This is a genomic window from Limosilactobacillus ingluviei DSM 15946 (assembly GCF_001435775.1).
Taxonomy (GTDB): domain Bacteria; phylum Bacillota; class Bacilli; order Lactobacillales; family Lactobacillaceae; genus Limosilactobacillus; species Limosilactobacillus ingluviei.
In genome coordinates this window covers 1-14,417 of sequence record NZ_AZFK01000008.1, presented here as the reverse complement: position 1 = coordinate 14,417, position 14,417 = coordinate 1, and the positions used below count along the sequence as shown (strand labels likewise).

Below are 14,417 nucleotides of genomic sequence, written 5' to 3'. Positions count from 1 at the left end.
AACTCCATCTGAGGTATTTTTTGAAGAACCGTTGCACTTAGTTTGACAATTCGTCATACAGAAAGACTTTTCTGGCCTCCGAATTGTATACCTTTAGTCTCCACTCTGTTTTCTCTTCACTCTTTATGCATTTTACATAAAAAAATAAGTTTGGACGGGAAATATGACTTGCTTTCCAGAATGAATAGACTGCTGTTACAACATTACCAAAAATTTCAATAATGTTACTCCATGTTCCCAAACTCATTTCCCCTTCCACATTAGTATTCGTATTTAATTCTTCTATATCTTTTACCACTAATTAGCTCAATCACCTTGAAATCCTTTACATTTTTGTTTTCTTTAACTTCAATTAACGGAATATTGAAAAATCCATTGTTTTCCGATATTTCATCTTGGAACAATAATTTTTTCAATCCTAAACCTGAAGAACTAATTTCTACTGCAACCTTTCTAAAGGAGTAATTCCTTATCGAAACATAATAAAAATTATCTTTTTTACCTATTTTAAATTCTAACTTTGGTTTCTCTTTTCGAAAAGTAACATACATTGCGATACCTACAACCAACCAAATGGAGATTGCTGATAATATTGATACAATACTTTCAAGTTCCAAATCTCTTCCCTCTCAAGATTATTTCATCAACGATCAAATGAATCACTTTAATTCTTTGTGCAAAATAAGTTTCCGTGATATATTTAGCATATTTTTATCAGTAATCATTATTACTATGCAAATGCATAAGCCAAAAGCAATAACAACAACATCATTTTTTAATAAAAATGGTAACGCAGCCGCCAAAAAATAAACGACATGGTAGGTCGCTAACTTTCTATAATTTACTTTTAGTAACCCGCGTTTAATAATCCCCCTTAATCTTAATAAAACAACCACTGCAAATGAAATAGTATTAGCGATTGCTGCTCCGTAATATCCAACTAATGGGATCAAAGCAACTGTTAAAAGAACATTCAATATCGCTCCATATAACGTTGTTTTAAACACTATCATTGTTTCTTTTGAAGCCGTATAAACCGTTTCCAAAATTATTGAAACACTACCATAAATAACAGCTAATACCATGATAAAAGTTAGTTTCCAGCCCAAAAAGTAATTATGGTTAATCAATAATTTGAACAATGGCCTAATCCATGTCACAATTAAAATTCCAGCCAAAAACAACACACCACAAAATACTTCGAACACTGTAGTAATAAATTGATCACTCTTATCATTTTTAATTTCTTCAACAACAGATATCTGCCACGATTGGGAAAAAATTTGAGCAATCAGGTTAATGAAATTAGGAATTTTATTGGCCATAGCATAAATACCATTGGCAGCTGACCCAATCATAGTCAAAATAAACACACGATCCGATGAAGAATTTAGCCACCAAGCAAAATAATTCGGCACTAGTGGAGCACTATATTTAACTAATTCTAACAACTTTGCCGAATTAAAGTACTTAAAGCTGATTTGTTTATACATCCTTGTGGCAGCTAAAATATAAACAACTGCACCACATAAGCCGACAATAAAAGCAATTAAGTAACCTTGCACTCCTTGTCGAAAAACCGATAATAAGACAAAACTCGTCAAGCCCATTATCAATGTATTAAGAATTCCTGCAATAGCAAAAACTTTTACATATCCAGTGGCACGTGCATAATTTGAAATTAAAGCGAACCAAATATTCGCCACTAAAAAACCACTTGTTAGTAATGGTTCAAAGTTGGAAAATATTGTATCTGTGACCCCACCAATAATTAAACATACTATAGAAGAAACTGATAACACACCAACCACAGAGCTTATTAATTGTGGTTTATTTTCAGGCAATTCATCTAACGCAAATCGAAAGACACCATCAAATAGTTCTAAGCTTACTAAAGGAGTAAGCAAAAAAACCAATTGCGTCAATAAGTCAGCTTGCCCAAACTCCTTGGTTGTTAGGGTATATGAGTAAAGGGGAACCAAAATGAATTGCACTAATTTGCTCCCCAGGTTCCCAATAGCAAAAACAAAAGAATTGCCAATTAATTTTTTGTATTTATCCAAATTTAGTCTATCCTATTACTATTTAAAATTTAATTCTATACACCAAAAATAATAAGTGCCAAAATTTATGGCTTAATAAAAAAAGAATTACGGCATCGCTTTTTCTCTCAAAAGAAGACTTTTGAATCTTGTTAAAGTCATCATCGTGGACAATTTCTTTTATTTGATTTCTAAATTGATGCCAATCACCCCTAGCATTGAGTAACGCTAGCTTAATTGATCTGCAATACATATATTGCCATTCTTGGCTATAATCAAGATTCCAGTTTAAATTAATCCTTTTCGTTTGTTCAAGCGTAACTTGCCACACATCATCTCTAAACTGATGTGAAAGTGTCCCTTTAATGATTCTATTTACATACCCTGAATAAGACAATGTTTTAATGTTATTAGTAAATTTCAAGTATTCGATAACGAATAGGCTATCTTCACCATATTGTTGTTTTTCAAAATAAATTTGATGATCTTCAATAATTTTCCGTAAATACAATTTTGTAACTGCAATTGAGAAGATAGGATACCATTTATAGCTAAAAATTTGTGAAATTGATTCTTGAGTAGGGAATCTTAGCCTCGAATCATCTATTTCAACAGATGTAGTATATTTTCCATTGTTAAATTCCAACAATCCGGAAACTACTAAATCGGCTTCATTTTGCTCGCTATAAAGTGTTTCTAAATAATCATCTTCAATCCAATCATCAGCATCAATAAAAGTCACCCATTCACCAGTAGCATTTTTTAGGCCGATATTTCTAGCCTCAGCAACCCCATTATGTTTACCATTTAATAACGTATATCTGGGGCGATTGGTAATAAAACAATCAATTATTTGTTTAGATCGATCTGTTGATCCATCATCGATAATTAAGACTTCAAAGTCTTTAAAGGTCTGTTTATCAACACTCTTTAAACACGCTTCTATATACTTTTCCTTATTATAAACTGGAATAATTACACTTATTTTCGTCACTGTCAAACTCCTCTAAAGCCATTCAAAATCCAATTGTTTTCAAAAATTTGATAAATCATAGTCTCTACACCTAAATCACCCCTAATGTCAAACATATACATAGAGATTAATAGGAAGATAACTTGACTTACTATAATCACAAAAGTTTTGTTCGAAATTTTCCAATTTTTGACCTGTATTGCTTCAGCTATTTTAATGTAATTAAACAGCATGACAACACGAAAGACCCGAGTAAACACTGGATTAAACGTATATAACGGTATTAAGGTTAACCCCCACCAATTCATCTCCAAAATACGTTGATCAAAAATACTATCCTTATTGGCACTTTGACTAACAATTAGGAGCTGCGTCACTTGCCAGACAGCCCAAAAAATAGAGTGACTGATTGATGCCGTTTGGGCCAGAGAATCAAAATACAAACTTGATTTAGCCACCATGTTCTCACCCAGGACTAAATTTGTTAGCGACTGCAAATTTCCCTTTAACAGAATCCCTAGGATAACAATTCCAACTGCTACTCTCTTTTGCCACTTTTGACTTAAAAGAAGGAAGAAAGGTAGTGTCAAATAATAGATGGAAAAAGAATGAATTTGAAACGCTAATAATATTGCAACTTCAAAAATCAAGAATTGACGAAACTTAATCTTTTCTACAAGCAAAACCGGGATAGCTAGAACAATTATTCCTATTGCATAATAGGCCCTTTTTTGAATAATGTTATCAATAAACGGAAAAAGGTACCAGAAGGAGAGCACTAAACCAGGTTTGGTTGAAAACCTAAGAATAGTAATAACAATTACAAGAGTAGTGATAAAAGCAAAAATACCATTGAATTGTACAAAGCTGAATCCAAAATGTTTTGAAATCCCAACTATTCCATCGTATAAAAAATTAATGATTGTCTCTTGTCCCGTCCAATTAGTAATATCAAACAGGCCTTGATTACCTACCCAATCACCACTCATAGTGTTAAAACTGCTTACTATTACTAGCCAAATAGTTTGAATAAAGAAAACCATTCTATTTTTAGGAAAAATCAATCCAATTACAAAGCAAAGTATTGTAACTGTCAATCCAAAGGCTAATGCTGTTACACCTGTCATTTAAATTTCCTCATTATCTTCTTTTTTGTTTTATCATATAGATTATATGATCGCAGCCTAAAATAATGCAGATTAAAATGCTTGCTTTTTGGAAAATTGCTGTACGATACAGTTTGTGTTTCTAAATCTTCGAATACGTTAGGGATTATCTTATATTTTTTATAGTTGTGAGTTTTAACCTTCATCTTCCTTGATTGAAAATGAATGTACATATACTCATCTAACGTAACTTGTTTTTTTATTTTGTTTTTAGTATAACGATTCAAAATTCCAGAATCCCACACGAAAATATTCTGTGTTATAGGCTCAATACTATAATTCCAATTCTTATCTAAGTTGGTTAAACGGAAATTTGATGTTTTTGTATACGTATTAGCAATTTTCAAATCGTATTTAATTGGCCGACCATACGCTTCGAAAATTGTATTGATACTGTCATTGTACTCTTCATCAAAAGAACAGTTTTCTAAAGTTTGTAATACTTCTTTATATCTTAATTTCCCGTGCAACGGCTTCATAAATAAAGTGTTGACATCGTAAGAATTGCGATATAGAGTTAAATGCCCCAAAACGCCTATTTTATCATATTTTTCATAGTAATTGGTGGACACAAAATGATCTAACTTTCCTAAGATTGTATCAATATCACAATGTCCCCAAAACGGGTACTCTTTTATTTGATCCTGAAAAAGATACCCATACATAGGTTTTAGGTCACATAGCTTATAAGGCTTTTCTAATCTAATATTAAATTCAAATTTTTGCTGAATTTTACACGATAACTCAGAGAACGTTGTAACCGCAACCTTTACATTCTTCGGATAATCATATTTAGTTTGATTGTCGGTAAAAATTAACCAATCATAATTAGGATTCTGACCACATGAATTTAAAAATAATTGGAACCATTCTGGGAATTGTCCAAAATAAGGAATAATAAAGACTGCTTTCTTCACAATATTTCCCCTTGCTATTCTTTTACATATCTAATTTTTTTGATTAACCTTACGCCAATCATTAATGCGACACACCATTTTTCTTTACACATAAAGAAAAATACTTTATATGGAAATGGGAGCTGATCAAAGTTAAATTTTTTAAAAGCCTCCCGATATATTTCATCATTCAAAGATGAGCGGAGCATATGATAATTATTTGATTGACTTTGCACCACACTAATTAAATTCAAAATAATTCGGTTATTCAATGCAACGCTATATTCTAAACTCAATTCTTTGTCATTGATAAATTGCTTAATTAGTTCATACAATACTTTATATCTATTAAGCAAATTACTCTGTGATATTTTTGTTAGAGAATTAACATTCTCTTTATAGTAATGATAATAAACAAAGTTGAAATACTCACATGAATTTGCTTGATAAAAAGCATTAATGTTAAACCATAGATCTTCAGATCCTATTTTCTGTGTATCTACAAAAAGTAAACCATCAACCACTTTTGCTTTGTAAAATTTGCCCCATGCAGTATTCAAATTTTCAACTCGTGCCGGGTAACGCAATTCACTTCCAGATAATCCAATTAGTCGTCTCAAATATTTCCTGTTTTTTTCATCACCTTTTATTACGTCATTAGGCTTTAAGTAAAACTCAGTTCGAATAGATTTGTTACTATATTCTCGTATATAAGGAGTAACTAAAATATCTACTTGCGTCCTTGCTATCTCTTCAGCACATTTTTCAAAATAATTTGGTTCAACCCAATCATCACTATCCATAAAGTAAATATATTCTCCGGTAACATACTCCAACCCCATATTTCGAGCACTAGATAAACCTTCGTTAGCTTTATGGACTGCCGTTATATTTTCGAATTTTTTCGCAAAACAATCGCACTGTCGAGAGCTTTGATCTGTTGAGCCATCATCTATCAACAAAATTTCAAGATCCGAATAGGATTGTTTGACTAATGAGTCAACACAACGAGAAAGATAGGTTTCAGCATTATAAACTGGAACAATAATACTAATTTTCATATTAATCACTACTAGCTAAAAAATTCCTTATAGTAGATAGCTTTCATTTTTTCATTAACCGACACAACATCAAATTTAAGCAGCGGCTCAATTGCTGAAGTTGAAATCTTTCTTCGTTCATTTTGAACAACCTTAATCTTATGAGCTAAGTCGTCTGCATCATTAGGATTGTTAAGCAATAATCCTACTCTTTCATTATATATATAATCTTTCATCCCTGTTCTTCCATTTCCAATGATATATAAACCATGGGCAACTCCATCTAAACCACCTAAACCGAGTCCCTCTCTTCTAGAAACGAATACATTTAAATCTGCCGCAAAATATAGCTCATTCAAATTTTCAATGTATCCCATAAATTTTACTTGGTTCCCTAAACCTAGAGAATTTATTAATTCTTTTAAATTCTCTTTTTCAGGCCCTATTCCAGCAATTAAATATTTAATAGTAGGATCGTTTAATTTTTTTATTGCACGTATTACAGTGTCATGATTTTTTCGTTTACTCAATTCACCTACAGAAACGATAAGAAAATCATCATTTTCAATTCGATTTTTATTACGAAATTCTTGACGTAATTTATTACGAGTTTGAGTACTAAATTCCATGGCGTTTCTAATATCTGTTCCAACACCAGGGAGATAGTATCGGCGTTTCACCGGAAGAAACTTAGCTTGACGATAGTCATCAGTATTTATAGTAACTATCGCATCTGTCCAGTGAGCATAGTACCATTCAATTGGCCAAAAAACGAGCCAATTTATTAACGGACCACCAGCAAAAAATTGGAAACCATGGGCTGTATACAAAATCTTAATGCCAAAATGTCTAGCAACGCGACGAGCTATAATACTTCCCAAAGGCGAGTGAGTATGAATATATGATATTTTATATTGTTCAACTACGGAGCAAAGTTGTCGATAAGCCTTTCGGTTAGCTACAGGATTTCCAAAGCCCCGTTTAAAGTTTACTTGATGACACGTAACTCCTATTTTTTCTAATCTACTCTTTAATCTAAGACTTGATTCCTTAGTAATAGTTCCAGGAGCTTCAAAATTAGTCGCTACATGAACAACTGCCCCCAATTGTAATAATATTTTTAAATTATTTAAGTTAAATTGTTCAATCATAGATGCCGTAGTTGACACCATCAAAACACTACGCTGATCTTTATTCATCTTTCAACCCTACCAAATACTATTGCAAAGAGATTTACTGGTTACCGTCATGTATTCCTCGACTTTGGATAACATCGCAAAAAGTTTTAAATATGATTTTAATATCATGTAAAAAACTTATATTTTGGGCATACTCACCATCATAACCAGCTTTTTCAATATCTGTAACTTCATCGCGTCCACGCACCTGTGCTAGTCCTGTTATTCCTGGTAAAACCTGTTCTGCTCCGTTAGCATGACGTAACTCCAGAACTTCTTTTTCTTTAGGAATTAGAGGACGAGGGCCAATGAACGACATTTCACCTTTAATAACATTAAATAATTGTGGTAGCTCATCCAAACTCGCTTTTCTCATGATCCTACCACTTCTCGTAATATAACTTTGCGCACTACTAAATTCTGAAGTCGCCATTTGGTGGGGGGCATCATCACTCATTGAGCGAAACTTGTAGATCGTAAAAAGATTCCCATCTTTTCCTACTCTTTGTTGCTTGAAAAGAATCGGCCCCTTGGAATCTAGCTTAATCCATACCGCCAAAATTCCCATCAAAGGAAATAGCAAGATGGCAAGTAAAGTAGCAAATACGAAATCAAAAAAACGTTTAAATACTGACCCATACAATCTCTTTGATCGATTGCTTTGATCACTCGATAGAATTCCCATTGCATTTCCTCCCTTCAAAATAAGGGGAGCAGGTACTTAACCGTTACTGTAATAAGCGGCTCTGTGTCCCCCCCCCCTATAAAATTTAAAATAAGCCCAAAAACTTCTTTTTCTTCTTTAATGGTCGCCAATGCATCGTGACTAAATCGCCATTGATTAAAGCTTTCGCATTGGCTTGGTACTGATCAGCGACGTCCTGGCCGAATTGTTTAGCCAGCTTGGCGAGACCTTCGCCCAGTTCGTATTCCCGGTGGGAGAGCGCATGGGCGTCCGAGGCCAAAATCGTTCCTTGACCGGCTTGAATGAACTGGGTCGTGACCTTTTCAATTTCTTTGCCAAAGGTTCCTAGGTAGGAACTGGCAGTTAATTGGGTCAGGCAGCCATTTTGCAAGAAGTCGGCTAAAAGTTCCGGCTTGTTAAGGATTTGCTTATTGCGCTCCGGGTGCACGATCATCGGAGTGATCCCGCGCTGCTGAAGCTGGAAAATCACCGATTTAGCGTAGTTTGGCACTTCGCTGCTCGGAAATTCTAGCAACATATACTTGCCGTCGGCGTCGGTAAAGAGGATATCATCATCTTCTAAGGCAGGGATAATTCGATCGCTCAGCCGCACTTCTTGCCCGGCAAAGACAGTTAGCGGAATTTTATAATACTTCAGCGCTTGTTGGAACGATTTGGTCGCCTTTAGCACCTCTGCCTTATGGTTGACGTAGCGCCCGTTCAAATGGTGCGGCGTCACCACGGCGTGGCTGACACCGTCATTCACGGCGTCTTGTGCTAATTTTAATGACGTTTCCAAATCCGGTGATCCATCATCTAAGCCCGGCAGTAAGTGACAGTGCAGATCGATTAAGCCCATGAGACCTCCCCTTTCCCCTGCGAAAGCAGGGTATCAATTTTTAATTACTTTTCTTCTTCGCCATAGCCATAGCCATAACCATAGCCGTAAGCGGCGTCTTCGCCGTCGACGTCATTCATCACGTAACCGAGCAAGTGGGCCTTGGAAATCTTCAGCATTTCCACCGCCCGGGAAATGGCCGCCTTTTGGGTCACCCCGGCGCGGACAACTAAGATCACACCATCGAGCTTGCCGGACAAGGCCTGGGTATCGGTTACTTCCAGCAGCGGTGGCACGTCGAGGACGATAATGTCATAAATTGGTTCGACCGCGTCCAAGAAGGCAGTCATCCGCTGTGAGTTCAACAGTTCACTCGGGTTCGGCGGCACCGGCCCGGCGGGCAAGACGTCGAGGTTTTCCACGCCCGAGTCCATAATCACCTGGCTCAGGTCAATTTCACTGACCGCACTGGTCAGGACGGTCGTCAGCCCGTGGTGGTTTGGCACGCCAAAGGTGGTGTGCAGAGTCGAGCGGCGCAGGTCAGCGTCGATCAAGAGGACCCGCTTGCCTTCTTGGGCCCAAGTGATGGCGACGTTGGCCGTCACCGTCGACTTCCCTTCACTGACGTTCGAGGAAGTGAAGGCGACCCGGCGCAGCGGCTTGTCGACACTCATGAAGTGGATATTGGTCCGGATCGTCCGGAATTGTTCAGCCACCGGATTCTTCGGATCGGCAACCGTGATCAGCATTGCCCCGTTGTCCATCGTATCGGTGGAGTATTTCTTATTCTTTCGTTTAAATAAACCCATGCTTTCTTCTCCTCCTTAGACCCGGCGCGTTCCGGCGTTGCCGTTAGCTTGGTGCAGCTGGAAGTTCTTGTCCAGCCGGATCTTACCGACCTGGCCAAGGTTGGTTAAGCCCAGTTCGTCGGTCATAAAGTCGTCATCGCGGACGGTCGTGTCCATCAGATCGCGCAGCACGATCCAGGCAAAGGACAGCAAGAGCCCGAGCACCGCCCCGGCCAGGGCAAAGAGCTTCGGCCGCGGGAAGGATGGCTTAGTTGGCGTCGTCGCCTTGGAGACGATCGTCACGTTGTTGACTGACATCACCGACTTGATCTTCTTCTTAAAGGTCGAAGCAATCGTGTTAGCGACCGCCTTGGCTTCGGCCGGGTCATTAGCCTTGGCACTCAAGGCAAAGACTTGCGAGTTGGATTGGGTCTTGATGGAGACCATGCTCTTTAAGTCGCCGGCTGACAAGTCGTAGGCCTTGCCGTGGCTGCGCACCGCCGGCTTAGCGGGCCGGACCAGTTGCTTGGTCCCGTCGGCTAAGGTTTCGTACTTGGCCGGTTGGGCTTCCTTGACCACCTTGACCGGATTGGACAGTTCCTTGCTGGCCGCGCCGAGGATCACCTGGTTGGTGATGATGTCCTTGTAGGTGTTGATCATGTTAACGTCGGCCTGTTGGTTGGCGTAGGCCTGGCCGTTGTTGTCATTGTTTTTTTGGTTAACCAGAATTTGGGTCGTGGCCGTGTATTGGGCCGGAATTACAAAGGCCGCCAAGCCCCAGGCAATTGCCCCGAGGCCAATCGTCCAGACGATAAAGAGGCGGAAGTGCTTCTTACAAAGCGCCAGCAAGCGGCGCAGATCAATCGTGTTTTCTTGTTCCATGCTTAATCATTCTCCGTTAAATTTACCGTATTCAGCCCCAGGGCCGTGCGAATTTCGTTTGAGATCCGTTGCATTTCGTTCGATGGGACGACTTCAAAGGATTCACCATTAATATTTTGGCTCTGCCCTTGGGCGTGATCGGACTTGACGGTCTTGGTAGCGTTGCGGTAGTCCAGCGCCACCTTGGTCATGTCGCTCAAGGAGAAGTCGGTCTGCGATTCACTGGCGATCGAATTCAAGAACTTTTGGTTCAAAATCGCCTTGTAGGAGGCCGTCTTCTTTAAGAGGGCCATGATGATGATCCGTTGCCGCTTTTGCCGGCCGTAATCGCCATCTGGGTCGTCGTAGCGCATCCGCGAGAAGGCGAGGGCCTTATCGCCGTCCATGTGGTAGGTCGTCCCCTTGGTGAAGTGGTAGCCTTCGTAATCAAAGGTCAGCGGTGACGTCACTTCGACCCCACCAACCTGGTTGATCGCTTTTTCCAGGCCGCCCATGTTCACCAGCAGGTAACCATCAATCGGCACTTGGTAGTACTTTTGAATCGTCTTGATCGTTTCCTTGACCCCGCCGTACGTGTACGCGGCGTTGATCTTGGCCGGCGATTCGTCGGCATAGTCCGGCAAGTTAACCTTCATATCCCGCGGCAAGCTGACGATCGTCGTCTTGCCTTGCTTAGGATTGACGGTCATCATCATGATCGTATCGGTCCGTCCCTTGTAGGACCGTCCCAGGGCCCCAGTATCGGTCCCGAGCAGCAGGACGTTGATTGGCTGCTTGGCCTTCAATTTCTTGGGCAGGTCGGTCTTAATCCCCGACGGCGAGTACATCGTGTTGGTGGCGACGCGGACGTTGCGCCAAGCCATTCCGACAAAGAAGAGGGCCACGAGGGCCAAAATCCCGATTAAAGACCAGATCACCCGCATCATCACCTTGCGCCGGTGGTGGCGGTGGTGATGATGGTGGTGATGGTGATGCTCAGGTTGTTGATATTGTTGTTCTGGATCCATTTTAATCCTCCCGGATCTCCGCATAAATTCAGCCGTTCCGGGTTCGGAGCGGCTTGCGACAAAACTTAAACGGTAGTTTTTACCATTTAAAAAGAGAGCTTTGGCCGCTGAAGTAACCTTCAACGTCGCGACTCTCCCCCCAAAAACTCTTTTTAAGAACATCTTAAAATTTACCTTTGATTTACTGTTGTGTCAATACTTTGCCGGCCTTTTCGCCGCCCGGAGCTGCCCCATTTGGGGAACCAATTAGCCGCCAAGCCCGGTTTGACGGTCATTAGGGGCCTAACCGTTTACGAAATTTTATCGTATGATTATTTTTGTTTTTGATCCCCCGCGTTCCCGAAAAAGCCCTTCCGCCTTTGGTATACCAGGCCAAAATGACGGACGCTGGTCTCTTCATATTTTGCTGAGCGGTGAGCAGACTGTGAAGGAATGATGATTTTTAGCAATTGGCAACTGCACCCCGGGGGATACGACATATTTAGAAATCTGCGCCAGGTCCGCGAGACGACCAGTTGGCGCAAAAGGCTGATCTGGCGCGGGTTTGCCGATGGCGTGGCGTAAATCTGCAGATATGTCGTATGTCTCCCGGCGGTGAATTGGTTAAAAATCGGCGGGCGGGCGAAATTAAAAAGTTAAAAATGCCCCCTTTTGACGTATATATAAAGTAGGGACCGGAATGGCCCCGAATTTGATTTGGGAGGAATTTAATGCGACGCCGACACACCAAAGCTCAGCTCGCCGCGGCTGCCCGAGCGTGGGACGAAGCGACCTTGAGCAACGACTACTTATTTAACCGGGTGATGCAGCAAAAGCACGCCCTCTTACCGACCCTGCAGCGGTTAGTCCCGGAGCTGGCAATCAAAAAGCTGGTCCACATCACAACCCAGCACAGCTTTAAGGCCACCTACGACAGCCGGGGCTTTCGCTTGGACATCTTTGCCGAAGACCAAAATGGCCGCCGGCTTGATTTGGAAATGCAGGTCATCAACCACCACGACCTGCTGAAGCGGGCGTCCTGCTACCAGGCGATGATGATTGACGAACAGCTCGAGGAAGGTGATTTTTACCAGCGGCTGCGCCCGGTCTACGTGATCTTTATTACCATGTTTGACCCCTTCGGCGGCCACCACCAGGTCGATCACCACCGGCTGTACTCCGAGCACGCCGACCAGCAGCGCCTGCCGTCCCTGGTCAACTACCTCTTTATCAATGCCGCCAGCGATGAGGAGACAACCGCCCCGGCCCTCCGCCGCTTATGCGCCTTTATTCGGGACGGCACAGTTGATCCCAGCGACCCGCTTATTTTAAAATTAGAGCAGGTACAACGAAAAGCGAAACAGAATAAGAAATGGAGGCGTGAGGCTATGCGTTACAATTTAGCTGCGCAAGACGCCAAGTGGGCGGAATTACAGGCGAAAGAACAAGGGATGGACCAAGCCATGTTGGCAATGATCGAAACTTTGGCCGAACAAGGCATGCCGAAAGAGCAAATCATCACCACCATTGCAAAAGCCCGGAAGCTGTCCCTGTTAGCAGCCCGGCAGTACTATAATCAATTGATGCTGTCCAAGTAGACCTTTAATATGTCGCCCCCGCCCCGGGTTTTCCTCACGGCGGGGGCTTATTTTTTGAACCCGCCGCCAAATTAAAAAGTTAAAAATTCGCCCTTTTGACGTATATATAAAGTAGAGGGGTAACACTCCTCGAAAAATCGACAGGTGGCGAACATAATGCCAGAGAACTTAGCCCAGGAACGCGCGGCCCTGCGCGCCGAGTGGCAACGCAAAACGATCAAAGACGACCCGATCTTTGGGACGGTGATGACCAATCCGACTTTGTGCGCCGAACTGCTCCGGCAGGCACTACCGGAATTGACGATCCAGTGGGTCAAGGACGCCGATCCCCAGCACACGATCTAAGCGACCCCAACGGCCAAGGGGATTCGGATCGACGTGTATGCGCGGGATGATCAGAACCGGACTTATACCGTGAAAAAGGAGCAAGACAGAAATCGTGATTGCACAGCAATCGATTTCGTCGTCTTGCCCTCGCGAGGCTGACTAGGGTTCTGCCGGCACGGCAGGTTCCAGTCAGCTACCGCCGCAGATGGTCAACGAGCATAACCTGCCCTTCCGGATGCGCGAGTACCAAGAGCTGATGGACCAGGAAATCTTGAACATCGGCGATGATTACGACAAGTTGGCCGACTACCCGACTTACGTAATCTTTTTCTGCAACTTTGACTACTACCAACGGGGCTTGGCCCGCTATCAATTTGAATTCCGCGAAAAGTGGCACCCCGAAATTACCGCCGGAGATTTAAGGACGATGGTCGTCTTTAATACCAAAGCGCAAGATTACGAACATGCCACTGAGATCCGCCCTTTTCTTGACATGATCTGCGGGACCGTTGATACTAAAGATAAGTTTATTGCCGCGGTAGACGCGGAGGTCCAAGATATCCGCGCCGATAAACAACGGGAGGCGAGGTTTATGAAGGAACAAATTGAACGGCGCCGCGAGTTGCGCAAGAGTCGGGAAGCAGGGCAAATACAAGAACGGAATAAAAACACGCTAGGGCTGATTAAAGCGTTAGAGAAACGTGGGATGACTGCACCAGAGATCGTTGCCATGATTGCCGATACGCAATCCATTTCCCAAGCTGAAGCGCAAAAATATTATGATCAGCTAGTTGTTGCCAGTTAAGTTAAGTTAAACGCCCCAAGCGAGAATCGGTTTAAATCCTCGCTTGGGGCGTATTTTTTAGCTACGATTGCAGACAGATTGACCGCCATTTTTACTTACTTATTTTCAGTATAACTAGTTTTAGTATAATACGATTTAGTAAAACTAGACTTACTAAGGTTCTTCGTCAACTGGTACTGATGAACTTTTAGAAGAATAATTGGTCTACCCCCA

15 protein-coding genes are annotated in these 14,417 nt (G+C 41.4%); 3 read left to right on the top strand and 12 right to left on the bottom strand.

All coding sequences use genetic code 11. From position 1 onward, the window contains the following. Positions 1–260: 260 nt before the first annotated feature. The 12 genes from FC43_RS01790 to FC43_RS01735 form a co-directional block, all read right to left on the bottom strand. Complete coding sequence (locus tag FC43_RS01790) at positions 261–617, bottom strand: hypothetical protein (RefSeq protein WP_056953630.1); 357 nt, start codon at positions 615–617, stop codon at positions 261–263. A gap of 42 nt (positions 618–659) precedes the next feature. Further along, on the bottom strand, positions 660–2,063 hold the full coding sequence (locus tag FC43_RS01785; protein WP_056953629.1) for a lipopolysaccharide biosynthesis protein: 1,404 nt from the start codon (positions 2,061–2,063) through the stop codon (positions 660–662). Positions 2,064–2,085: 22 nt separating this feature from the next. Beyond that, complete coding sequence (locus tag FC43_RS01780; protein ID WP_056953627.1) at positions 2,086–3,036, bottom strand: glycosyltransferase family 2 protein; 951 nt, start codon at positions 3,034–3,036, stop codon at positions 2,086–2,088. A 2-nt stretch (positions 3,037–3,038) separates the two neighbouring features. Next, on the bottom strand, positions 3,039–4,142 hold the full coding sequence (locus FC43_RS01775; RefSeq protein ID WP_056953625.1) for an EpsG family protein: 1,104 nt from the start codon (positions 4,140–4,142) through the stop codon (positions 3,039–3,041). Next, positions 4,139–5,098: a DUF6625 family protein gene (locus FC43_RS01770; protein WP_056953623.1), complete on the bottom strand. Its 960-nt coding sequence runs from the start codon at positions 5,096–5,098 to the stop codon at positions 4,139–4,141. Before FC43_RS01770 ends, FC43_RS01775 begins: the two co-directional genes overlap by 4 nt. Positions 5,099–5,112: 14 nt before the next feature. Further along, entirely contained in the window at positions 5,113–6,138 is a 1,026-nt protein-coding gene (locus tag FC43_RS01765; protein WP_156648223.1) for a glycosyltransferase family 2 protein, read from the bottom strand. Between the two features lie 11 nt (positions 6,139–6,149). Beyond that, positions 6,150–7,316: a glycosyltransferase gene (locus FC43_RS01760; RefSeq protein ID WP_056953619.1), complete on the bottom strand. Its 1,167-nt coding sequence runs from the start codon at positions 7,314–7,316 to the stop codon at positions 6,150–6,152. A gap of 34 nt (positions 7,317–7,350) precedes the next feature. Then, positions 7,351–7,980 carry a sugar transferase gene (locus FC43_RS01755; protein WP_056953617.1) on the bottom strand — a complete coding sequence of 210 codons (630 nt, stop codon included), beginning with the start codon at positions 7,978–7,980 and terminating at the stop codon, positions 7,351–7,353. An 85-nt stretch (positions 7,981–8,065) separates the two neighbouring features. Beyond that, positions 8,066–8,839, bottom strand: a complete 774-nt coding sequence (locus tag FC43_RS01750) for a tyrosine-protein phosphatase (RefSeq protein ID WP_056953616.1) — start codon at positions 8,837–8,839, stop codon at positions 8,066–8,068. 44 nt (positions 8,840–8,883) lie between these two features. Beyond that, the gene (locus FC43_RS01745) at positions 8,884–9,627 is read right to left on the bottom strand and encodes a CpsD/CapB family tyrosine-protein kinase (RefSeq protein WP_056953614.1); all 744 of its coding nucleotides are present in this window, start codon (positions 9,625–9,627) and stop codon (positions 8,884–8,886) included. A gap of 15 nt (positions 9,628–9,642) precedes the next feature. Further along, positions 9,643–10,488, bottom strand: coding sequence for a YveK family protein (locus FC43_RS01740; RefSeq protein ID WP_056953612.1), 846 nt, complete (start codon positions 10,486–10,488; stop codon positions 9,643–9,645). 2 nt (positions 10,489–10,490) lie between these two features. Then, positions 10,491–11,495: an LCP family protein gene (locus FC43_RS01735; RefSeq protein WP_056953610.1), complete on the bottom strand. Its 1,005-nt coding sequence runs from the start codon at positions 11,493–11,495 to the stop codon at positions 10,491–10,493. A gap of 710 nt (positions 11,496–12,205) precedes the next feature. On the opposite strand from FC43_RS01735, the gene FC43_RS01730 reads away from it, so the two are divergent. From FC43_RS01730 to FC43_RS01720, 3 genes are all read left to right on the top strand, one after another. Next, positions 12,206–13,072, top strand: a complete 867-nt coding sequence (locus tag FC43_RS01730; protein ID WP_056953608.1) for an Rpn family recombination-promoting nuclease/putative transposase — start codon at positions 12,206–12,208, stop codon at positions 13,070–13,072. 156 nt (positions 13,073–13,228) lie between these two features. Further along, complete coding sequence (locus tag FC43_RS01725; protein ID WP_056953606.1) at positions 13,229–13,417, top strand: hypothetical protein; 189 nt, start codon at positions 13,229–13,231, stop codon at positions 13,415–13,417. Positions 13,418–13,604: 187 nt separating this feature from the next. Then, complete coding sequence (locus FC43_RS01720) at positions 13,605–14,204, top strand: hypothetical protein (protein ID WP_056953604.1); 600 nt, start codon at positions 13,605–13,607, stop codon at positions 14,202–14,204. Positions 14,205–14,417: the final 213 nt, after the last annotated feature.